Origin of the sequence: Shinella sp. (assembly GCF_052438155.1) — a bacterium.
Taxonomy (GTDB): Bacteria; Pseudomonadota; Alphaproteobacteria; order Rhizobiales; family Rhizobiaceae; genus Shinella.
In genome coordinates, this window is record NZ_JBQVPI010000005.1 from 365,238 (window position 1) to 386,549 (window position 21,312).

Here is a 21,312-nt window from a genome sequence, read left to right on the forward strand (position 1 = left end):
CGAGAGCCCGGCTTTTTTTGTCGAAGACGTTAGATCGTGCTGCGCTCCGCGCGCGGCACGAGCCTGCCCCAGCGCGTGTCCCAGAGATCGTCCTCATCGACGATGACGAGGTTACGCGGGTTGAGGTCTTCCCCGATCATCTGCCGGGCGCTGATAAGTGCCTCTTCCACGGGAAGCGGGATGGTGTCGCGCGCCTGCGCAGGATCGGTGATGAAGGCGCAGGGACCGGTGACACCTTGGATCACGGTGACGACGAGGTCGGTCTCCTTGCTGACGTCGTGGCGCGAGACCTTTTTATAGGTGGTCATGGGGGTTCCCTTCGAGGCGGTTGCCCGCCTCAACCCCTTGCAACCATTATGGTTCCGAAGTTTTTACCGGTCGCTGACCGCAGCGCGCGGGTTCGTCCACGGCTCCCGGTTGGAGCGCGCAAGCGGTTGCCTGCCGAGGATGTGGTCGGCCGCCTTCTCGCCCGTCATGATCGACGGCGCGTTGAGGTTGCCGTAGGTGACATGCGGGAAGATCGAACTATCGGCAACGCGCAGGCCATCGACGCCGATGACGCGGGTTTCCGGGTCGACGACCGCCATCGGGTCGCTTGCCGCACCCATGCGGCAGGTGCCGCAGGGATGGTAGGCGCTTTCCAGATGCTCGCGCAGAAACGCGTCGATCTGGTCGTCCGTCTCGATCGCCGCGCCCGGCTGGATTTCCGGCCCGCGGAACTCGTCGAAGGCCTGCTGGCCGAAGATTTCGCGCGTGAGGCGCACGCAGTGGCGGAACTTGATCCAGTCTTCCTCGTGGCTCATGTAGTTGAAGCGGATCAGCGGATCGGCCGCCGGATCGGCCGAGCGCAACGTCACGCTGCCGCGCGATTTCGACAGGTTGTAGCCGACATGTGCCTGGAAGCCATGGCTCTTGGCCGCCGCCTTGCCGTCATAGGAAATGGCGACGGGCAGGAAGTGGTACTGGATGTCCGGCTGCTTCACGCCGGGCGCGGAGCGCAGGAAGGCGCAGGCCTCGAACTGGTTGGAGGCGCCGAGCCCGCCCTTGGAGAGCAGCCATTGCGCGCCCGCCACGCCCTGCCAGAACCATGGCAGCCAGGAATAGAGCGAGACCGGCTTGGTGGAGATCTGCTGGAAGTAGAATTCCATGTGATCCTGAAGATTGGCGCCGACGCCCGGCCGGTCGACCTTCACGTCGATGCCCATCTCCTTCAGGTGCGCGGCCGGGCCGATGCCGGACAGCATCAAAAGCTTCGGCGAGTTGAAGGAGGAGGCCGAGACGATCACCTCGCGGTTCGCCCTCACCACCTCGATCTTGCCGTTGCGCTCGATCTCGACGCCGACCGCCCGGCCGTTTTCGATGACGATTTTCCGCGCGAAGCAGCGCACCAGCGAGACGTTCGGCCGCTTCATGGCCGGACGCAGATAGGCATTGGCCGCCGACCAGCGCCGGCCGTTGTGGATCGTCTGCTCCATCAGGCCGAAACCTTCCTGCTTGGAGCCGTTATAGTCGTCGGTCACCTCGAAGCCGGCCTGCTTGCCGGCCTGCAGGAAGGCATGGAAGAGCGGATTGGTCACCGGTCCGCGCCGCACATGCAGCGGCCCGTCCGTGCCGCGCCAGCCGCTCTCGCCGCCAAGCGAGGTCTCGAGGCGCTTGTAGTAGGGCAGCACGTCCGCATAGGCCCAGCCCCGCGCGCCAAGCGCCTCCCAGCGATTAAAATCCTCGGCGTGCCCCCGCACATAGACGAGCCCATTGATCGACGACGATCCGCCGATCACCTTGCCGCGCGGCGCGGTGATGCGCCGGTTGTTGAGGTTCGGCTCGGGCTCGGAGAGATAACCCCAGTTGTAGCGTTTCATGCTCATCGGCCAGGCCAGTGCCGCCGGCATCTGGATAAACGGCCCGATATCCGACCCTCCATATTCCAGCACCATGACCGTATGCTTGCCGTCCTCCGAGAGGCGATAGGCAATGGCCGAGCCAGCGGAACCGGAGCCGATGATGATGTAGTCTGCGTTCTGCATGAGGCGATCCGACAGGGTTTGATTTACTACGGTTGCAGTTGACTAAACGGGCAGGTTGCGGAGAAGCACGCGATGCGCGATGGATGGCGCATATTCAATGCGGCTGCATAAAAGGGTTCCGCAACCAGATGTCTGGGTCTTTTAGTGGAAGAATTTGCGAGCGACTTGATCGCGTGGAGAAGGAGCGCCAGGAGGCTCAAGACCTTCGAAAAGAGAAGTTTGCCGGAACCAAAAATGTCTACCGAGATCTTCGCCGGAGCGGGAAAAATGATCCGTTTGAAGTGTTCAGGAGAAAAAATCGCAGAAATCTTTTTCTGTCGGCAAGTATCTTTCTCGCGGTATTTTTGAATATTTTCACAGGCATGCCGATGATTGTATGCGCCGCGTTGTGTGTGCCTGCCGGCTTGGTTCTCGCATATTACAACGAGCGGCAGCGCGAAGCCGCTAAGAAAATCAGATATTACGACTGAACCGCGCTGCCTTCGCATCTCAATACGGCGCCTCGACCTTGCCCATCGACACGTAAACCGTCTTCAGCTCCGAATAATGCTCCAGCGCGGCAAGCGAATTTTCACGCCCGAAACCGGATTGTTTGGAGCCGCCGAAGGGAATTTCCACGGGGGCGAGGTTGTAAGTGTTAATCCACAGCGTGCCGGCTTCGAGTTGGTCGACGACGCGGTGGGCGCGGGTGATGTCTGACGTGAAGACGCCGCCGGAGAGGCCGAATTCGGTGGCGTTGCCGCGCGCGATCACCTCGTCCTCATGGTCGAAGTCGAGCACACACATGACGGGTCCGAAGATTTCTTCGCGCGCGATGGTCATGTCGTCGGTGACATCGGCAAAGACCGTCGGCTGGATGTAGTAGCCGTCGCCCGAAACGTCGTTCGGAATGCCGCCGCCGGTGATGAGTGTCGCACCCTCGGCCTTGCCCTTCGCGATGTAATCCAGAACCTTGTCGCGCTGCGCCTTCGAGACCATCGGTCCGAGCTGCGTCGCTTCTTCCATCGGGTCGCCGATCAGGATTTTCTCCGTTCGCGCCTTCAGGCGGGTGAGGAACTTGTCCTTGATGCCCTTCTGCACGAAGACGCGGGTGCCGTTCGAGCAGACCTGGCCCGTCGAATAGAAATTGCCGAGCATGGCGCCGCCGATGGCGCTTTCGAGGTCGGCGTCGTCGAAGACGATGAGCGGCGACTTGCCGCCGAGTTCCATCGTGACATGCTTGAGGTCGGAGGCGGCAGCGCTGGCCACTCGTCTGCCCGTCGGCACGGAGCCGGTGAGCGACACCTTGGCGACATCCGGATGGTTGACGAGCAGCGGCCCGGTGGCACGATCCCCCTGGATGACGTTGTAAAGCCCCTTCGGCAGGCCGGCCTCATGCAGGATTTCGGCGATCTTCAACGCGCCGAGCGGTGTGTTTTCCGATGGCTTGAACACCATGGCATTGCCGCAGATGAGGGCAGGGGCGCCCTTCCAGCAGGCGATCTGCTGCGGATAGTTCCACGCGCCGATGCCGACGCAGACCCCGAGCGGCACGCGCTTGGTGAAGGCGAAATCCTGGCCGAGCGGAATATAGTCGCCGTTGAGGCCGGCTGCCGCGATCCCGCCGAAGAACTCGAAGGCGTCGGCGCCCGAGGTCGGGTCGGCGATGATCGTCTCCTGGATCGGCTTTCCGGTATCGAGCGTTTCCAGTTCCGAAAGCTCGCGGTTCCTTTCGCGCATGATGTCTGCCGCACGCTTCAGGATACGCCCGCGCGCCGTCGGGCTCATCGCGGCCCATTCCTTCTGCGCGCGCTTGGCCGATGCGATGGCCTTCTCGACGATATCAGGCGTTGCCGCATGCAGCCTGGCGATCACCTCGCCAGTGGCGGGGTAAAGGCTCTCGAAGGGCGTGCCGGCGGCATCCTCGACATACTCGCCATCGATGAAGTGCGAGGCTTTGGGTTGGGCTCTCATCTTATTCTCCCCGCGGGTAACGTTTGGATTCCTCGAGATTGTCGAGGTTCATGTGGTTGCGCATGTAGCGTTCGGAAGCCTTCTGCAGCGGCTGGTGGTCCCATGGATAATAGGCACCGTTCCGCAGCGCCTCATAGACCACCCAGCGCCGCGCCTGGCTTTCACGCACGGCGGCGTCGAACTCCGCCATGTCCCAGCGCGCCTCGCGCATCTGTCTAAAGGCCTCCAGCGTCGCCTTGATGACCGGATTGTCCGAGGTCGCCAGATTGGCAAGTTCCAGCGGATCGGCATCGAGGTCGTAGAGCTGCTCCGGGTCGAGCTCGCAGTGAATGTATTTCCACTTGCCCTCGCGGATGCCGACGATCGGCGCATAGGAGGCCTCCGCCGCATATTCCATCAGCACGGGCGAGACGCGCTCGGCGCCGTTGATGATCGGTAGCAGGCTCTCGCCGTCCGTCCACGGCATGACGTCTTCCATGGAGATGCCGGCGAGGTCGCAGAGTGTCGGCGTGACGTCGAGGTTGGAGGAGGGCGCGAGGTGCAGGCCGGGGGTGACGCCGGGGCCTGATATCATCAGCGGCACGCGGGCCGAGCCCTCGAAAAAGTTCATCTTGAACCACAGGCCGCGCTCGCCGAGCATGTCGCCATGGTCCGAGCAGAACAGGATCAGCGTCTCGTCCAGCATGCGCGTGCGCGTCAGCGTATCGATGAGTTCGCCGACCTTCTCGTCGAGATAGGAAATGTTGGCGAAATAGGCCTGGCGCGAGCGGCGCACGTCCTCGCCGCTGATCGCGAAGCCGGCATAGTCGCAGGAGTGCAGGATGCGCGCCGAATGCGGGTCCTGCTCTTCCAGCATGCCGACCTCGGGCATCAGGTGTTCGCAATCCTCGTAGAGGTCCCAGAATTTCCGGCGTGCCACATAGGGGTCGTGCGGGTGGGTGAAGGAGACGGTGAGGCTCCACGGGCGGCGGTAGATATCGTCATTGTCGCGCGACAGCTGGTAGAGCTTCTGGTTGGCTAGGAAGGCGACCTCGTCGTCATATTCCATCTGGTTGGTGATCTCGGCGACACCCGCGCCCTTCACCGAACCCATATTGTGATACCACCAGTCGATGCGCTCGCCCGGCTTGCGGTAATCCGGCGTCCAGCCGAAATCGGCCGGGTAGATGTCCGTCGTCAGCCGCTCCTCAAAGCCGTGCAACTGGTCCGGCCCGACGAAATGCATTTTTCCCGACAGTGCCGTGTAATAGCCGGCGCGGCGCAGGTGATGCGCGAAGGTCGGGATGGATGAGACGTATTCCGCCGCATTGTCATAGACCCGCGTGCGGCTCGGCAATTGCCCGGCCATGAAGGAAGCGCGGGCGGGCGCGCAGAGCGGCGAGGAGGTATAGTTGTTGCGGAAGCGCGCCGAGCGCGCGGCGAGTGCCTTGATATGCGGCGCATGCAGCCAGTCCGCCGGGCCATCCGGGAAAAATTTCCCGTTGAGCTGGTCGACCATGATGATCAGGATGTTCGGCTTGCTGGCGGTCACGGACGGATCCTTGGAACGAATGCAGACTTGGCATTTGGCAGATTTTACCGCTCCCTTTAGGGGGGAGGTCGCCGCGAAGCGGCGGGTGGGGGCGATCCTGCGACAGCGCTTGGCGTATCGCCCCGACCCGCATCGGCAGCGGCCAGCTGGGCTGTCACATAGCCCTCCGTCAGCGCAATCGACGACTCGATGCTGACCGGCGCGGATTTCAGCCCCTGCCGGAGATACAGCCCGTCGATCATCGCGGCCGCACCGTCGGCAATATCCGACGCGACCCCGTCAGGGCAGAGCTGCCTGAGGCTCGACAGCAGGTTGGAATTCAGCCGCCGTGCATAGACGACAAGCAGGCGGCGCACTTCTTCCGAGCGCTGCGCCTCCGAATAGAAGGCAAGCCACGCAGCCACCGTCTCCGGTGCGAACTGGTGCGCCTGGAAATTCACCCGGATGACCGCCGACAGCTTTTCGCGCGGCGTCGTGGCCGCCTTGAGGGCCGCAACCGCGTCAGTGCGCAGCTGGCGCAACAGGCTGCGGATCGTCTCGATGACGAGCTGTTCCTTGGAGCCGAAATAGTGGTGGGCTAGCGCTGGCGACACACCGGCATGGCGGGCGATCTCCGACATGGTGACGGTCAGCGAGCCATGGTCGCCGACCGCCCTCAGCGTCGCGTCCACCAGCGCCTTACGGCGCACCGGCTCCATTCCAACCTTCGGCATGTCTGTTCCTCACTATTTGGTCAGCGTATTTTTAATTGAGTGATCAATCAATAAAAATCTTTCACCTTTTGCCGCACAATCAGATGTCGCGAAGGTGATGCTTTTCGTGTTAGCGTGGTCTTGTTTTCATTCATTTTTCGAGGTGAAACATGGTCCTATCTCCCGGAATGAACCCTCTCTCCGACGTTCGTGCCAAATGGGGCTGGTTCGTCGCTCTCGGCGCCGTCCTGCTCGTCTTTGGCGGCATAGCCGCGGCCAACCTGTTCATCGCGACGGTCGCCTCGGTCTATTATGTCGGCATGCTGATGATCGTCGGCGGCGCGGTGCATCTGGCGCATGCCTTCCAGGTCAAGGCGTGGCGGGAGACCATCGCCTGGGCGCTGAGCGCGCTGCTCTATCTCGCGGCCGGCGTGCTCGCCTTCGTCAATCCGGTGCTGACATCGGCCGTGCTCACCCTGCTGATGGCCGCGGCACTGCTCGTCGCTGGCGTCTTCCGCATCTTTGCTGCCTGGCGCGTCCGGCCGGAAAAGGGCTGGGGCTGGCTGATGGCGGGCGGCGTCGTCACCACACTCGCGGGCGTGGTCTTCCTGATCGGCTGGCCGGTCAACAGCCTGTGGCTGCTCGGCCTCTTCCTCGCCTTCGACCTTGCCATGCAGGGCTGGGCGCTGATCGCCTTCGGCCTGGCGCTGCGCAAGTAGCCGACGGCCATGGGTTACCTGATCGTCTTTCTCGGGGCCGGCATCGGTGGTGCCGGCCGCCATGGCGTGAATGTGTTGGCCATGCGGCTGTTCGGCCCGGCCTTTCCCGTCGGCACGCTCGTCATCAATGTCTTCGGCTGCCTGCTGATGGGACTGATCGCCGGTTTCTTCGCCTTTCGCGGGCATCTGCCGCAGGAGGCGCGGCTTTTCCTGACGACCGGCATCCTCGGCGGCTTCACCACCTTCTCCGCCTTTTCGCTCGACGCGGCGCTGCTTTGGGAGCGCGGCGAGGTGGGGCTTGCCGCGCTTTACGTCGGCGCCTCGGTGATTCTGTCGCTCGTCGCCGTGGCGGCGGGCCTTGCTCTATCGCGGCTTATGCTCGCAGGAGGTGCAATGTGAAGGCGCTTTTGACGTCCTGGCAGGCCTGGGCGCTCGGCTCCGCCGTCTTCGCTGCGCTGACGGCGATCTTCGCCAAGATCGGCATTGCCGAGGTCAATTCCGATTTCGCCACCTTCGTGCGCACCGTGGTGATCCTGCTGGCGCTGGCCCTTATGCTGACGCTTGCCGGCAACTGGCAGGCACCCGGTTCCGTGCCGGCAAGGAGCTGGATTTTCCTCGTTCTCTCGGGTTTGGCGACCGGCGCGTCCTGGCTCTGCTATTTTCGCGCCTTGCAGATCGGCAAGGCCGCGCAGGTCGCCCCCGTCGACAAGCTCAGCGTCGTGCTCGTCGCGGTCTTTGCTGTTCTGTTTCTCGGCGAGCAGCTTTCGACGGCCCATTGGCTGGCGGTCGTGATGATCGGCTGCGGCGCCCTGCTGCTCGCTTTGCCTATATGAGGCGCTTCTTTTTCAACTCCTTGTAGTCATTGAGGTTTCATCGAACTGTCATATTACGGAAACGGATTTTTCAGCTCTCGGAGGCGAGACTTCGCGGCAAAGTTCACGCCCCGGAGTGCCCTATGTCCGCCGCCGAATTGCTAGCGCTTCGCCGTTTTGGAGATGGCGAGATCGTCACCCTCGCCAAGCTGGTGATCGAAACGGCCTTCCAGCCGATCGTCGAGGCCGCCACCGGCGCGGTCTTCGGCTACGAATCGCTGATGCGCGGCTTCGACCGTCTCGGCTTCCGCTCGCCGCTCGACCTGATCGACCGGGCGCATGAGGCAGGCCAGCTTCTGGCGCTGGAGCATATGGTCAACAGCCGCGCGATTGCCGCCTTCGCGGCCCTGCCGGATTTTCGCTCGCGCACGCTGTTCGTCAACCTCGATTCCCGTCTGGTGCCGCAAGGCGCAGATCTTGTCGAGCGGCTCGCCGGCCATCTCGGCCGCGCCGGCATTCCGGCGTCGTCGATCTGCTTTGAGATTTCCGAGCGCTTCGACAACGATACGCTGCCGGATTTCGCCATCCTGGTGCGCAAGCTCCGCCTTGCCGGCTTCAAGCTCGCCATCGACGATTTCGGCGTTGGCCATAACGGCCTGAAGCTGCTCTGCGATCATCAGGTCGACTATCTCAAGATCGATCGCCATTTCATTTCCGGCATGGAAGCCGATGCGCGAAAACGCCATCTGGTGCGCAACACCGTCAACGCCGCCCATGTGCTGGGCATCCGCGTCATCGCGGAAGGCGTGGAAAGCGAGGCGGAATTCGTCGCCTGCCGCGAGGCCGGCTGCGATCTGGTGCAGGGCTGGTTCGTCTCCCGGCCCGTCACCGATTTTTCCACGCTGAGCCCGGTCTATCCGCAGGTCGCCCGAGCCGGCGGCATCCGCCGCAATTCGCGCACGCTGGACAGCATCCTCATCCGCCGCGAGATCGAGCAGGTCGCGGTGTTGCGCGAGAACGAAAGCCTGGAATCGGTCTTCGAGTTCTTCCGCCGCGATCCCAAGCGCACCTTCTTCCCGGTGCTCAACGCCAATGACGAGCCGCGCGGCATCCTGCACGAATACCATGTGAAGGAGCTGAGCTATCACCCGTTCGGCCGCGACCTGCTGAAGAACAAGCTATACCAGAAGACCCTCTCGCATTTCGTCACGACGGCGCCGATCGCCGATCTCGACACGCCGGCCGAGCAGCTGCTCGATGTCTTCACCGGCATGGGCGGCAATGAATGCGTGATCATGACGGAGAACCTGCGTTATGCCGGCATTCTGTCCGCCTCGTCGCTCCTGAAGATCATCAACGAGAAGCGGCTGAAGACGGCGGAGGACCAGAACCCGCTGACCGGCCTTCCCGGCAACCGCTCGATCCGCGACTACCTGCAGGACAAGGCGCTCGACGGCGATGAGCTGCGCTGCCTGTGTTACTTCGACTTCGACAATTTCAAGCCGTTCAACGATCTCTACGGCTTTCACAAGGGCGACCTCGCGCTCTCGATGTTCGCCTCGCTGATGCGCCGCGAATTCATTGGTGACGATGTTTTCATCGGCCATGTCGGTGGTGACGATTTTTTTGCAGGCATCTGCAACCGGCCGGTCGAAGCGGTGCGGGAGATCCTGGAGCGCCTGCTTGCCGATTTCGCCCGCGAGGTGCGCTCGCTCTACTCGCCGGAGGATCGGCTTGCCGGGGAAATCCGCGGGCGCGACCGCGCCGGCAATGCGACTCGTTTCCCGTTGATGCGCTGCTCTGCGGTGGCGCTGGTCGTGCCGGAGGGCGAGGTGATCGGCGAGGCGGGACAGATCAGCAGCCGGATCGCCGCCTTGAAGGCGGATGCCAAGGGAAGCGACGGGGGGCTCGTGCTGTCCTCGACATCCGCCGGAGCGCAGCCCGTGGCTGCGCCGTAAAGCAATTCCAGCAAAAGTGCGCGGCGGTTTTGCGTCTGGAATTGCGCGAAAACAAAAGGTGTGAGCGTTTTCGCCATTCGAGGAAAAGCGGAAATGCTCTCGTCAAAGGAGGCGGGCTCGTCGAAACCCGCCCCCAGCCACGTCAGCGAAGGATTTTTACGGTCTTCGCCTCGTGGTTCTTGCCGGACATGTCGAAGGAGACGGATACCTTCTCGCCAGTCTTCAGTCCGGGATCGTGGAACCCCTTGGGAAGCTGGAAGGTGGTGCCGTCATTGAGCGTCAGAGACATCGACGCCTTGTTATAGTCCTTGACCGTCCCGGTCGCCATTTGGGGGGCGGCCAGCGCAAGAGCCGGTGTGGTGAGAACAGTGACGATGGCAAGATTGGAAAGAAGAACACGCATTTGTGTCGTCCTAGATTGGCCCCGGGCGGGGCACAAAGAAGCCGTCCGGGAGACGTCGCGTCGCGGTCTTTGGGGATGACCGCCGGCGCTCCCCGGCTTCGCAATGAAAGCTAGGCCCGGAAAAATCCGTTTTCAAATTAACAAGATTTAATTCTTGCCGTCCTGAAACGGGCGGAATTTCAGTGGTTTGCGGCAAAAAGGAGGCAGCACCTCCCTGGTCGCAAATGTCGCAGGGACAGGCGGAACCGATTCAAATGGTTCGCGCTTTAGGTTAGAATCATCGAAAGAGGTTGCGCGCCACAAACGCGCCCGGGAGGCCAAAGCCATGACAGTTCCATCGTCCATGCTCTATGTCGGGCTCAGCGAACACGGCGGCCCGGATAATCTCGCGGTCACCGAGGGCAGGACGCCCCAGCCCCGCAGCGGGGAACTTCTGGTGCGCGTCGAGGCGGCGGGCATCAATCGGCCGGACGTGCTGCAGCGCAAGGGCGATTATCCGCCGCCGCCGGATGCCAGCCCCATCCTCGGCCTGGAGATCGCCGGCGAGGTCGTGGCGATCGGCGACGACGTGACGGGCTACGAGATCGGCGACAAGATCTGCGCGCTGGCAAATGGCGGCGGCTACGCACAATATTGCGCGGTGCCGGCGACCCAGGCGCTGCCCTTTCCGAAGGGCTATGATGCCGTCAAGGCGGCTGCCCTGCCGGAGACCTTTTTCACCGTCTGGGCCAATCTCTTCATGATGGCCGGTCTGAAGCCCGGCGAAAGCGTGCTGATCCACGGTGGCTCGAGCGGCATCGGCACGACGGCGATCCAGTTGGCCAGCGCCTTCGGCTCCCGCGTCTTTGCGACGGCCGGCACGTTGGAAAAATGCGACGCCTGCGTGGATCTCGGCGCCAGCTATGCCATCAACTACCGCAACGAGGATTTCTGCACCGTCATCGCGGAAGAAACCGGCAAGGCGGGCGTCGATGTCATCCTCGATATGATCGGTGCGGCCTATTTCGAGCGGAACCTGAAGTCGCTCGCCCGCGACGGACGCCTGTCGATCATCGCCTTCCTCGGCGGCACCTTTGCCGAAAAGGTCAGCCTCGCCCCCATCCTGCAAAAGCGCCTGCATCTCATGGGCTCGGCCATGCGTCCGCGCACCGCGGTGGAAAAGCAGGCGATCCGCGACGAGCTTTTAGAGAAAGTCTGGCCATTGCTGGAGGAGGGGCGCATCGCGCCGGTCATCCACGCGGTCATGCCATACACTGACGCCGCCGCCGGTCATCGCATGATGGAACACGGCGACCATATCGGGAAGATCATGCTGACCTTCGACTGAGGTAGCTCAGTCCGCCTGCTCGATGCGGTCGCGGCCGTGACGCTTGGCGCAGTAAAGCGCCCGGTCGGCCCGTTCGAATAGATCCTCCGCCGCCGTGCCGCAATATTCCGCGACGCCGGCCGACATGGTGTAGGCGCAGTTGAGCTCCGCGCGGTTCTCTTCGCGGGCGATGTGGCGGCGCAGCCGTTCGATGGCGTTCACCGCTTCCTCGATGCCGGTTTCCGGCATCAGCACCAGGAATTCCTCGCCGCCGATGCGGGCAAAAACATCGCCGCCGCGCAACTGCTGGCGCCCGGCGGCCGCGAAATGCTGCAGCACCTGGTCGCCCTTGGTATGGCCGTAACGGTCGTTGACCGATTTGAAATGGTCGAGGTCGATCAGGGCGAGCGACAGCGGCGAGCCATCGCGTGCGGCGCTTTGCATTTCCGCCGCCAGTCGCTCCATGCCGGCGCGGCGGTTGAGGAGGCCGGTGAGGGGGTCCGTGTCGGCCGCACGCTGGGCGGCATCGCGCGCCAGTTGCAACACCTGTTCGTTCGATTTCAGCATGGTGATGTCGGTGAAGACATGCCACAGCCAGCCGCCGGGCAGCAGCGTCTCGTTCACCAGGAACCAGCGGTCGTCGCTGATGTCGATCTCGAAGGTGCGCTGCGGGCTGCTGCGCCGCTTTCTGCGCGCCATGTCGAGAAAGTCCTCGATTGGCGTGCTGACCTTCGGGCCGGTGCTTCTCATGTGGCAGTTGCGCATGATCTCGGTGAAGGTGCGCGTGCCGGGCCGCACGTCGAACAGCGCCTTGAATGCCGTGGAACCGTAGGACAGTTCGTCTTCCGGCGAAAACAGCGCGAAGGCGACGCCGGATGCATCGAGGCCGGAAAGAATGAGGTCGGTGGTGGCCCGGTCGCGGATCAGCGCCAGCGGCAGGATCGCATCGATATGCGCCATGCCGCTTTCGCCCGGCAGTCTCTGCCTGTTGCTGCGTCTCACCGACGGCATTCCTTCCCACGACAGAATCATCGAGACGCGCCCGACGATAAGTGCCCTTTTGTGGCAGAAGGCGGCGGCGTCGCAATCGACACCGCCGGAAGCCGTTAACAAATCCTCAATGCGCCGCCGCAGTTTTGCCGACGGGAAGCCTGAGTGTCAGCAGGATCGCCAGCGCCGCCGGCAATGCAAGAAGCGAATAGAGCCAGCGCGCCGCCGTCAGCGCCCCCTCGGTGCCGCCCGGTTCGATGAGCCCGGTGGAGTTGACGATGACACCCGCAAGAGCTGCCCCGAAGGCTGCGCCGAGCGCCTGCATGGTGGTGATCGCCGCCGAGGCCTTGTCCGTCTCGCCGGCGGGGGCGAGGTGCAGCACATGCGTGACGAGATGCGCCCAGCCCATGCCGATGCCGAAACCCATCAGGAAGATGAAGACGGTGGCGATGGTGAGCGGCAGGATGTCACTCTGCGGATTGTGCCGCGCGAGCGTGACGACGAGCAGCGCCGTCGCCACGGCCAGGATCGCAGCACCCGCAAGGATGACCTGGTTGGCCAGCCGCCCCCTGAGGCTTGCCGTGGTAAACGCGGCGGCCGTCCAGCCGAGCGCCAGAAGCGCCACGAGATAGCCGGAGACCAGCGGCGTCACGGCATGCAGCACCTGGAGGAAATAGGGAATGTAGACGTCCGAGCAGATCGTCACCAGCAACAAAAGCATGGTGAGATAGACGCGGGCGAGCGGCGAGGAGAGGCTGATCGTGCCGGCCGGCAGCAGGCGCGCCTCGGTATGCCGCTCGATCGTGATAGCAGTGATCACGCCGAGCACGGCGGCGGCAGCCAGGGCGCCGCGCAGGATCGGTGCCGTCACGGAGCTTGCGAAGGAGAGCAGCACGACGGCCGCCACCAGCAGCACGATCTGAAGGAAGGGTGTTTTTGTCGTCACCCGCTCGCCTTCGCCGGACGGCAGCAGTTTCGGTGCGGAAAGCGCCATCAGGATCGACAGCGGAACGAGCAGTGCAAAGGCCTCGCGCCAGGCGCTGCCGGCCGCAAAGATGCCGCCGATCGTCGGGCCGAGGAAGGTCGCGATGCCCCAGACGGCGGCATAGAGCGTCGACGCCGTGCTCCACAGCGGCTCCGGATAGACGAAACGGATGAAGGCATAACCGAGGGCCACGAGAAAACCGGCGCCGAGCCCCTGGATCGCGCGGCCGATCAACACCGTCTCCATGGTCGGCGCGATGGCGCAGACGAGGCTGCCGATGCCGAACAGCACCGCGCCGAACACGTAGCAACGGTTGAGTGTCACGCTTTCCGGCCTCACCGCGACGAAGGTCGAGCCTAGCACGGAGGCCGCGACATAGATCGTCGTCGCCCAGGCAAACAGCGAAAGGCCGCCGATATCGCGCACGATCGAGGGCATCAGCGTCGCGGTAATATACGTCTCCACCGCATGCAGCATGATTCCGCCGCCGAGCATCAGCGTGCCGAACAGATAGGCGCGGGAAAACAGGCTGGAAAGCCGCGGCGCGGCCTCCTTGGGGGTGATGACGCTCTCGGACATGAAAAGGGACCTTGGTATGCGAAAAGAGTATGGAACAGACGTCGCACGCCGGCGAATGGACTGCAAGCGGTGACTTTTGGGTGTGAAGAGGGCGATCAGATGGGCAAAGCCGCCCGGTAAGAGCGGAAGCAGACGAGCGCGTCCTACATCAGATGCCCGGTCCACCAGCCGCGATCGCTGGACACCCTGATCAGGACCAAGATCGCAGTTGCGATGATCCCGCCGATGAACAGCTTCGTGGCGTGCCGGACAAGGGCCGGTGAATCCGCCGTAGCTGCCGGCACCATTGGCTTGATAATGAAAAGCGCGACCATCACCAGAATGTCGGAGATGACCGAGACGAGGGGCCATGGTGGCATGGCGTATTCCGTGCCCGGGATAAACACGCGCCAGAGGCAACGGAAGATCAAAAAGCCGGAAACAAACGCAAGAACGACTGCTGCTCTGGATTGAGAACCCTGCTCGGCCATGCGTTGCTCGCCTCTGAAAGAGTTGCGGATATGAAAGCACGGCGGTGCAGAAACGGCAATCGTGGCGGTGGTGCTCGCCGGCCCCTTCTCCGGCAGGGGAAAGGGCCGTCGGGCTGGTGAGGGAGGGGCTTACGGGTTCCACTCCCCCGCGACCTGCCGGGTCGCGACGTTGAAGCGGTTCCACACATTGATCGAGGCGATCTCGACGACGAGGGCGGCGAGCGTCTTCTCGTCATAGTGGCGGGCGGCCTCGTTCCAGATCGTATCCGGCACCGGTTCCTCGCGGTCGGCGATGCGCGTCAGCGCCTCGGTGAGCGCAAGGGCCGCCCGCTCCGCATCGGTGTAGAACGGCGCCTCGCGCCAGGCGGCGACCGAAAGGATGCGGCGGTCGGTCTCGCCGGCCTTCTTCATGATGCGCGGATGCAGGTCGACGCAGAAGCCGCAGCCATTGATCTGGCTGGCGCGCAGATGCACGAGATGAGCGGTCTTTTCCGGCAGGCCACTATCCTGCGCGACTGCCTGCAGCGACTGCATGGCGGTCATGACCTTCGGGAGAACGGCGACGATGTTGTTCATACGGGATTGCATCTTGACACTCCTTGCAATGATTTTGCGCTTCGACTGCGAACCCTGTCACATCGGTGCGGCTTCGTTCGTCATGGCCATGACGCCGCTGAACGAGGGAGTGTGACCGATGGGCGAAAAAAATATTCTGACGGATCGTTTCGAGGCCGAGCGCGGGCGTCTCAGCGCCGTGGCCTTCCGCATGCTGGGCTCGCGCGCGGAGGCGGAAGATGCGGTGCAGGAGGCCTGGCTGCGGCTCGAGCGCACGGGTGGCGACGGCATCGACAATCCGTCCGGCTGGCTGACCACCGTCGTCGGCCGCATCTGCCTCGACATGCTGCGCGCCCGCACGAGGCGCCGCGAAGAGCCGATCGACGGCGACGATGGCGAGATGCAGCATGTCGATCCGCAGGCGGCGGCGGACGAGCAGACGGCGCTTGCCGATTCCGTCGGCCTGGCGCTCCTCGTCGTGCTGGAGCGCCTCGCGCCGGCCGAACGGCTCGCCTTCGTGCTGCATGATATGTTCGATGTGCCCTTCGAGGAGATCGGCCGTATCGTCGGCCGCACGCCGGTCGCCGCGCGCCAGCTGGCGAGCCGCGCCCGTCGCCGCGTGCAGGGCCTGCCGGAGACGCCGTCAGCGGATTACGAGCGCCGCAAGCGCGTGGTCGCCGCCTTCCTCACGGCCTCTCGCGACGGCGATTTTTCAGGCCTGCTCGCCGTGCTGGATCCCGAGGTCGTCTTCCACGCGGATGCCGACGCGGTGCGGCTCGGCTCGCTCTCGGAAATGCACGGCGCTCAGGCCGTCGCGACAAATTTCAAGGGCAAGGCGACCGCCGCAAGGCTCGCCCTCATCGACGGCCAGCTCGGCCTCGCCGTCATTCTGGGCGGCGAGCTGCGTGTCGTCGTGCTCATCGAAGTGGAGGGCGAGCGGATCGTCACCATTGATTCCATGGCCGATCCCGCCCTGCTCGCCGCCATGGAGGTGGTCTATCTCTGATGGAGCAAGACGGCTTCGGCGTCAGGTCGCCGGCTCGAACCGGAGGATTCCGGCGATCCGGGGGCCGGCGCCGGAATCGGCGGGATGGGAAACGCCGTCCATGACCTCCACCGCCGCGAAATCGAAGGGGCTGACGCCGTCGATGCAGGCGACGTTGATGCCGAACTGGTTTGGATTGGAACGGCGCTGGTGGTGGGTGTAGATGCCGCAGGTCTTGCAGAAATAGTGCTTCGCCGTGCCCGTGTTGAATTGATAGAGCGTCAGATTGTCTTCGCCCGCTTCAAATTCGATATCCGAAAGCGCTGCGGAGGCGGCGATGGCCCCGCGCATGCGGCAATAGGAGCAGGTGCAACGGCGGATCGTGTTGAATTCGTCCGTCAGCCGCACATGGAACCGCACGGTGCCGCAATGGCAGGCTGCCGCGTACTGTTTTCTATCGTCGTTCATGGCCGCTCTCCGCTTCCGACAACGGCACGCGGGGGCGCCCGCGCTGCCAAGTCTCGATTCCATTGCGGCTTACGATCCGTTGATGACACCGGGATGTCCAGCGGCTGTTTTGCCGCTAGATCCCGATCCGCCCGATCGCGGGGATCTTGATCGCCGGCCGGGAGAAATCCACGCCGGCGACGAGGCCCATGATATGCAGCTCCAGTCCGCTGCGCAGGCCTGCCGAAACGCCGAGCAGGCCGTAGAGCGTCGCATGCACGTCCTTGCCGTCCGCATCGACCGCGAAGAGCTTGCCTTCCGGCAGGTAGTCACGCCCCACCGCATCCGGTGGCAGCACGACGCCGAGTTCCGGCACGGAGCGCAGCACGTGGGCGACGAAGGTGTTGGAGTTCGGCCCCGGCCAGATGCGGTAGCCGCCGGGCTTGGAGTAGGGATAGGCGGCAATCGCCTTCTCGATCTTCGGGATCAGCCGCGCCGCCTCGTCGCCGCTGACGCTCACCACCACGCGCGGCGTGTTGGAATACCAGTAGGCATCCGGTGCATAGCCATTCTTGCGTACCGGCGTGCCCCAGCCGACCTTGTCGTAACGATTGTAGGTTTTCGCGTTCGCCGCCTTGGTGACGATCCAGGCATGGCTCGCCACCGCCCCCTTCATGCCGCCCGTCGCGGCCGAGAAGATGTGGATCGTCGCCCGCGGCGTGTCTTCCGCCTTGGGCAGGACGCCCGCCGATTTCCAGTTCGCTTCGCGCCAGTTCGCGGGACGGTCCTTGATGTACCAGTATCCTGCCGAGGCGAGCGCCGGCATGAGGTAGATCACAAGGAAGAGGACGAGGACGTTCCTCAGCAATTTCATGCGCGGCGCTCCAAAACCGAGTGGGCAGGATCAGGAATTTCGGATAATACCGCAGCCGAAACCGGAATTTTGAGGGCATAATCATGGCAAACCCCGTCCTTGTCGAAGTCACCCGCGGCAATCTCGTCGAAAGCCGCCATCGCGGCCTGGTCGTCGTGGTCGATGGCGATGGTAAGGTGGTGTTTTCGCAGGGCGATATCGAAGCCGGCGTCTTCCCGCGCTCGGCCTGCAAGGCCATGCAGGGACTGCCCTTCATTGAAAGCGGCGCAGCCGATGCTTACGGCTTCGGCAACAAGGAACTGGCGCTTGCCTGCTCCTCGCACAATGGCGAACCGGAACACGCCGCCCTTGCCGGCACCATGCTCGCCGCTGCCGGCGTCGATGAGAGCGTGCTGGAATGCGGCGCCCACTGGTCCTTCGAGCAGCCGGTGCTTGTCAGTCAGGCCCGCCTGCTCGATCATCCGACCGCGCTCCACAACAATTGCTCCGGCAAACATGCCGGCTTTATCTGCGCCGCCTGCCACACCGGCAAGGACCTCAAGGGTTACGTCCGCTACGAACACCCCGTCCAAGCGGAAATCCGCGGCATCATGGAAAGCCTGACGGGTGCAGCACTTGCCACCGACAATTGCGGCGTCGACGGCTGCTCGATCCCGACCTATGCCATGCCGCTGAAAAGCCTCGCCCACGGCTTCGCCAAGATGGCGACCGGCACGGGCCTGGCCCCCGAGCGCGCCAAAGCCTCGCGCCGGTTGATCGACGCCTGCATGGCCGAACCCTTCTACGTCGCCGGCACCAGGCGCGCCTGCACCCGCCTGATGGAAACCGCGCCCGGCCGCATCTTCGCCAAGACCGGCGCCGAAGGCGTCTTTTGCGCGGCCATCCCCGAACAGGGCATCGCGATTGCCCTGAAATGCGAAGACGGCACCACCCGCGCCGCCGAAAGCATGGTCGCCGCCACGCTCGCCCGCTTCTTCAAGGACGAGCCAGTCATCCACGCCGCCCTGATGGCCCAGGCCAACCGCTCCATGTCCAACTGGAACGGCATCCATGTCGGCGATATCCGCGTGACGGAAGCGTTTGCCGCCTGATCACGCTTCGACGATCTCCACGTCCAGGTCCCGATAGGGCGCCAGCACCTCTGGCATCAGCCCGGCCGGCACGATGAGGCCGGTGATGGCGGGCAGGGGCATGATGCGCCATGGGGACGCGCGGCCGAGTTTTTCTTGTGTCAGCAGCACGAAGGTTGCAGCCGCGTTTTCGGCGATGATGCGTTTGGTCGCCGCTTCCTCCATGTCGCCGGTGGTCAACCCGTGCGTCGGGTGGGCGGCGGTCACGCCCATGAAGTAGAGATCCGCCTTCAGGCTGCGGATCATCTCCAGCGCCGCCGCGCCGGCGGTCACCATCGAATGTTTGTAGAGCCTGCCGCCGATCAGCACGACCTCGGCGGTCGGGTGGCGTTCCAGCTCGCAGGCGATCGTCGGGCTGTGCGTGACGACCGTGAAGGCGAAGCTGCGCGGCAGGGCGCGGGCCAGTGCCGCCGTGGTGGTGCCGCCGTCGAGGAAGATGACATGTCCCGGCTTGACCATATCAGCCGCCCGGGCGCCGAGCGCTGCCTTCTCGTCGCTTGCGACCGCCTGGCGGGCCGCAAAATCCGGCAGTGGGGGGACAAGCGGCAACGCGCCGCCGTGCACCCGTTTCAGCAGGCCCTCCGCAGCCATTTCCCGGAGATCCCGGCGGATCGTGTCCTCCGATAGCGCCAGTTCGCCGGCCAGCGTCTTGGCGACAATTTCCCCCTCGCGGTTCAGCCGCTCGGCGATCAGAGCTTTTCTCTGGCTGGTCAGCATGTCTGCACGCTCCATCTTGACTCTGCACGAAACTACACGAATAATCATGAAATATCCAGAATTATCCGGATATTTCATGCAAAATTGTAAGGAGTACGACATGTTGATCCTGATCGCCGGCCCCTATCGCTCGGGCACCGGGGACGACCCGCACAAGATGGCGGAGAACCTGAAGCGGCTGGAAGCGCCGTCCTACGCGCTGTTTCAGGCCGGCCATGTGCCGATGATCGGCGAATGGGTGGCGCTGCCCGTCTGGAATGCCGCCGGCGGCAAGACGATCGGCGACGCGTTGCACGAGGAGATCTTTTATCCCGTGGCGCACCGCCTGCTGGCGCTGTGCGAAGGCGTGCTGCGCCTGCCAGGTGAATCGAAAGGGGCGGACAATGACGTGCGTATTGCGCGCGAACGCGGCATTCCGGTCTGGTATCGGCTGGAGGACGTGCCGGGCTGCGCGGTGGCGGCATAATTTTTCGCCGGCCTTGTCGGGAAGGGCCGGCTTGCTACGTCCTTGTGGCATGACGGGGTGATCCGCCGGCGGCGGACCCCGCATCGCAAACAAACCAGGAGGATTTCCATGCGCATGATTTTCGTCAACCTGCCCGTCAAGGACTTGCCCGCAACTCGCCGCTTCTTCAGCGCACTCGGCTTTTCGTTCAACGAGCAGTTCAGCGACGACACCGCCGCCTGCATGGTGGTGGACGAGAATATCTTCGTCATGCACCTGACGGAGGAAAAGTTTGCTCAGTTCGTGACGGGTAAGGTCGGCGATCCGGAACAGCAGACGCAGGTGCTGACCTGCCTCTCGGCCACCAGCCGCCAGGAGGTCGACGACTTCAAGGCCAAGGCGCTCGCCGCCGGCGGCCGGGAGTGGAAGCCGAATATGGAGTTCGGCCCGATGTACGGCTGCTCCTTCCAGGACATCAACGGCAATGTCTGGGAGTTCATGCACATGGACCAGTCGGGCGGCTGATCGGCCTGCATTGGAAGCAAGAGCCTGCGCCTCCCGGCGCAGGCCTCACGGCGTTGACAAACCGCGCCCCGCCCGCCCACTGCCGTCATCCTCGGGTCGAGCCCGAGCATGACGGAGGAGGGATTCTCGAGATTTTGTCAGCAGTCTCGGGCCCGCGCCTTCTGGCGCAGGTCTTTTTCTCAGTCGTCGTGGTTATGCGCCTCGGCGACAAAACTCAGCGTCGCGGTGTAGCCGATCTTGTCGGCCTTCGGATCGTTTTCCAGCGGCACGCTGTGATCGACCGACAGCACGTTCAGCCCGTCATTGCGGATCGCCACAACGACCTCGCCATCCGCGTCCGTCGGGTCGCTCTTGAGCGTCGCCTGGTTGATGTAGTCGAGCGTCACGACCGCGCCGGCAAGCGGCTTGCCGTCATGGAGCACGCGCAGCCGGATCGGGTCGCCGGCCTTGCGGCCGATGGGGTTGTCGAGCGGCACGATCTGCAGGTCCTGCTTCGGGAAGGCGGGCAGCGCGTCGTGTACGTGGAGAAGCGAGAGGCTGTTCTTGATGTAGTGGCCGGTGGCCTTGGCGTCGGCGACCTTGTCCTTCGCCTCGTTCACCCATTTGCCATCGGTCTTTTCCGTCCAGTAGCCGTTGTCGAAGGTCAGGACGATGGCGGCGGGCTCGCCTTCGGGCTTCAGGATTGCGTGTTTTTCCCGCTTTTCGATTGTAACCGGCGTCGCCGCCCCGTCCTCGCCAATCGCAACGGCGGTGCTGATGCGCGCCGGGTCATAGGCATCGTCGCCGGCGCCGTGGCCATAGATGACGCCGAGTTCGCCCCAGCGCTCCGCCACCCAGGCGCCATGCGCGCTGGCGGTGACGGGAAGAAGAAGGGCGAGCGAAAGCGCACCCGAAACAGCGATGATCTGCCTCAGCATTTTTGTCTCCAGATTAGTAATGTTATTACGTTACGAGGCTGGTTTAGCCTTCGCCCGGGCGGGCTGTCAAGCGTGGTAAGGTTGGAAGGGGATATGCGGTTCAGGCGATGAGCTTGCGCAGCTTTGCCGGCGCCTTGAAGCGCCAGGCCTCCGTCATGCGGTGGCGCAGTTCCGCATCGTCGATCGCCGCGGCCCGCACGAGCAAGGCGGGCCAACCCTTGTAGTGGTCGGTTTCGTAGTAGATCCCGGGCGCCATCTCGATCAGGCGCTCCTTCTCGTCCATCGGCGCCATCAA

At 63.7% G+C, this 21,312-nt stretch carries 24 protein-coding genes and 1 pseudogene; 10 read left to right on the forward strand and 15 right to left on the reverse strand.

The genetic code is table 11. The annotated features are described in order from the left end of the window. Positions 1 to 29: 29 nt before the first annotated feature. Complete coding sequence (locus ACT6VE_RS12635) at positions 30 to 308, reverse strand: hypothetical protein (RefSeq protein WP_444798941.1); 279 nt, start codon at positions 306 to 308, stop codon at positions 30 to 32. Positions 309 to 371: 63 nt separating this feature from the next. Further along, entirely contained in the window at positions 372 to 2,024 is a 1,653-nt protein-coding gene (gene betA / locus ACT6VE_RS12640) for a choline dehydrogenase (protein WP_444798942.1), read from the reverse strand. A gap of 83 nt (positions 2,025 to 2,107) precedes the next feature. On the opposite strand from betA, the gene ACT6VE_RS12645 reads away from it, so the two are divergent. Further along, complete coding sequence (locus ACT6VE_RS12645) at positions 2,108 to 2,494, forward strand: hypothetical protein (protein ID WP_444798943.1); 387 nt, start codon at positions 2,108 to 2,110, stop codon at positions 2,492 to 2,494. Between the two features lie 19 nt (positions 2,495 to 2,513). Here the strand turns inward: ACT6VE_RS12645 and betB are convergent, their stop codons facing one another. Genes betB through betI form a run of 3 tightly spaced genes read right to left on the reverse strand, consistent with a single transcriptional unit; the run spans position 2,514 to position 6,221 of the window. After that, complete coding sequence (gene betB, locus ACT6VE_RS12650; protein WP_444798944.1) at positions 2,514 to 3,977, reverse strand: betaine-aldehyde dehydrogenase; 1,464 nt, start codon at positions 3,975 to 3,977, stop codon at positions 2,514 to 2,516. Between the two features lies 1 nt (position 3,978). Then, a complete protein-coding gene (gene betC, locus ACT6VE_RS12655) occupies positions 3,979 to 5,508 on the reverse strand; it encodes a choline-sulfatase (RefSeq protein ID WP_444798945.1) in 1,530 nt (509 codons plus the stop codon). Positions 5,509 to 5,564: 56 nt separating this feature from the next. Then, a complete protein-coding gene (gene betI, locus ACT6VE_RS12660) occupies positions 5,565 to 6,221 on the reverse strand; it encodes a transcriptional regulator BetI (protein WP_444798946.1) in 657 nt (218 codons plus the stop codon). Positions 6,222 to 6,370: 149 nt separating this feature from the next. Between betI and ACT6VE_RS12665 the strand changes: the two genes are divergently transcribed. From ACT6VE_RS12665 to ACT6VE_RS12680, 4 genes are all read left to right on the forward strand, one after another. After that, positions 6,371 to 6,919, forward strand: a complete 549-nt coding sequence (locus tag ACT6VE_RS12665; protein WP_444798947.1) for an HdeD family acid-resistance protein — start codon at positions 6,371 to 6,373, stop codon at positions 6,917 to 6,919. 9 nt (positions 6,920 to 6,928) lie between these two features. After that, entirely contained in the window at positions 6,929 to 7,318 is a 390-nt protein-coding gene (gene crcB / locus ACT6VE_RS12670) for a fluoride efflux transporter CrcB (RefSeq protein WP_444798948.1), read from the forward strand. Next, positions 7,315 to 7,752 carry an EamA family transporter gene (locus tag ACT6VE_RS12675; protein ID WP_444798949.1) on the forward strand — a complete coding sequence of 146 codons (438 nt, stop codon included), beginning with the start codon at positions 7,315 to 7,317 and terminating at the stop codon, positions 7,750 to 7,752. The genes crcB and ACT6VE_RS12675 overlap by 4 nt, the downstream gene beginning before the upstream one ends. A 122-nt stretch (positions 7,753 to 7,874) precedes the next feature. Continuing rightward, entirely contained in the window at positions 7,875 to 9,689 is a 1,815-nt protein-coding gene (locus ACT6VE_RS12680; RefSeq protein WP_444798950.1) for an EAL domain-containing protein, read from the forward strand. Positions 9,690 to 9,831: 142 nt separating this feature from the next. Here the strand turns inward: ACT6VE_RS12680 and ACT6VE_RS12685 are convergent, their stop codons facing one another. Then, positions 9,832 to 10,092 carry a DUF1344 domain-containing protein gene (locus ACT6VE_RS12685; protein ID WP_444798951.1) on the reverse strand — a complete coding sequence of 87 codons (261 nt, stop codon included), beginning with the start codon at positions 10,090 to 10,092 and terminating at the stop codon, positions 9,832 to 9,834. A 325-nt stretch (positions 10,093 to 10,417) separates the two neighbouring features. Between ACT6VE_RS12685 and ACT6VE_RS12690 the strand changes: the two genes are divergently transcribed. After that, positions 10,418 to 11,419, forward strand: a complete 1,002-nt coding sequence (locus ACT6VE_RS12690; RefSeq protein ID WP_444798952.1) for an NAD(P)H-quinone oxidoreductase — start codon at positions 10,418 to 10,420, stop codon at positions 11,417 to 11,419. A gap of 6 nt (positions 11,420 to 11,425) precedes the next feature. Here the strand turns inward: ACT6VE_RS12690 and ACT6VE_RS12695 are convergent, their stop codons facing one another. The 4 genes from ACT6VE_RS12695 to ACT6VE_RS12710 all read right to left on the reverse strand — a co-directional run bounded on the left by ACT6VE_RS12695 (position 11,426) and on the right by ACT6VE_RS12710 (position 15,010). Next, a complete protein-coding gene (locus ACT6VE_RS12695; protein ID WP_444798953.1) occupies positions 11,426 to 12,400 on the reverse strand; it encodes a diguanylate cyclase in 975 nt (324 codons plus the stop codon). A gap of 115 nt (positions 12,401 to 12,515) precedes the next feature. Further along, entirely contained in the window at positions 12,516 to 13,952 is a 1,437-nt protein-coding gene (locus ACT6VE_RS12700; RefSeq protein WP_444798954.1) for an MFS transporter, read from the reverse strand. 143 nt (positions 13,953 to 14,095) lie between these two features. Further along, positions 14,096 to 14,422: a hypothetical protein gene (locus tag ACT6VE_RS12705; RefSeq protein WP_444798955.1), complete on the reverse strand. Its 327-nt coding sequence runs from the start codon at positions 14,420 to 14,422 to the stop codon at positions 14,096 to 14,098. A 129-nt stretch (positions 14,423 to 14,551) separates the two neighbouring features. Beyond that, complete coding sequence (locus ACT6VE_RS12710; RefSeq protein WP_069059499.1) at positions 14,552 to 15,010, reverse strand: carboxymuconolactone decarboxylase family protein; 459 nt, start codon at positions 15,008 to 15,010, stop codon at positions 14,552 to 14,554. A 106-nt stretch (positions 15,011 to 15,116) separates the two neighbouring features. Between ACT6VE_RS12710 and ACT6VE_RS12715 the strand changes: the two genes are divergently transcribed. Continuing rightward, on the forward strand, positions 15,117 to 15,983 hold the full coding sequence (locus tag ACT6VE_RS12715) for a sigma-70 family RNA polymerase sigma factor (RefSeq protein WP_444798956.1): 867 nt from the start codon (positions 15,117 to 15,119) through the stop codon (positions 15,981 to 15,983). Positions 15,984 to 16,004: 21 nt separating this feature from the next. Here the strand turns inward: ACT6VE_RS12715 and ACT6VE_RS12720 are convergent, their stop codons facing one another. Together ACT6VE_RS12720 and ACT6VE_RS12725 are read right to left on the reverse strand one after the other, a co-directional pair. Beyond that, the gene (locus ACT6VE_RS12720; protein WP_444798957.1) at positions 16,005 to 16,430 is read right to left on the reverse strand and encodes a GFA family protein; all 426 of its coding nucleotides are present in this window, start codon (positions 16,428 to 16,430) and stop codon (positions 16,005 to 16,007) included. A 115-nt stretch (positions 16,431 to 16,545) separates the two neighbouring features. Continuing rightward, the gene (locus ACT6VE_RS12725) at positions 16,546 to 17,283 is read right to left on the reverse strand and encodes a DUF3750 domain-containing protein (RefSeq protein WP_444798958.1); all 738 of its coding nucleotides are present in this window, start codon (positions 17,281 to 17,283) and stop codon (positions 16,546 to 16,548) included. An 83-nt stretch (positions 17,284 to 17,366) separates the two neighbouring features. Here ACT6VE_RS12725 and ACT6VE_RS12730 point away from each other — a divergent pair, with 83 nt between their 5' ends. Continuing rightward, entirely contained in the window at positions 17,367 to 18,374 is a 1,008-nt protein-coding gene (locus ACT6VE_RS12730; protein WP_444798959.1) for an asparaginase, read from the forward strand. Here ACT6VE_RS12730 and ACT6VE_RS12735 read toward each other — a convergent pair whose 3' ends face one another. Beyond that, a complete protein-coding gene (locus ACT6VE_RS12735; RefSeq protein WP_444798960.1) occupies positions 18,375 to 19,130 on the reverse strand; it encodes a DeoR/GlpR family DNA-binding transcription regulator in 756 nt (251 codons plus the stop codon). It abuts the gene before it with no gap. A gap of 100 nt (positions 19,131 to 19,230) precedes the next feature. Here ACT6VE_RS12735 and ACT6VE_RS12740 point away from each other — a divergent pair, with 100 nt between their 5' ends. Both ACT6VE_RS12740 and ACT6VE_RS12745 read left to right on the forward strand, forming a co-directional pair. After that, positions 19,231 to 19,596: a DUF4406 domain-containing protein gene (locus ACT6VE_RS12740; RefSeq protein WP_444798961.1), complete on the forward strand. Its 366-nt coding sequence runs from the start codon at positions 19,231 to 19,233 to the stop codon at positions 19,594 to 19,596. A gap of 108 nt (positions 19,597 to 19,704) precedes the next feature. Continuing rightward, positions 19,705 to 20,100 carry a VOC family protein gene (locus ACT6VE_RS12745; RefSeq protein WP_444798962.1) on the forward strand — a complete coding sequence of 132 codons (396 nt, stop codon included), beginning with the start codon at positions 19,705 to 19,707 and terminating at the stop codon, positions 20,098 to 20,100. Positions 20,101 to 20,279: 179 nt separating this feature from the next. Here the strand turns inward: ACT6VE_RS12745 and ACT6VE_RS12750 are convergent, their stop codons facing one another. After that, on the reverse strand, positions 20,280 to 21,017 hold the full coding sequence (locus tag ACT6VE_RS12750) for a DUF4198 domain-containing protein (RefSeq protein WP_444798963.1): 738 nt from the start codon (positions 21,015 to 21,017) through the stop codon (positions 20,280 to 20,282). Between the two features lie 100 nt (positions 21,018 to 21,117). Further along, positions 21,118 to 21,312 (reverse strand): annotated as a pseudogene (locus ACT6VE_RS12755) (MmcQ/YjbR family DNA-binding protein); the annotation flags it as partial.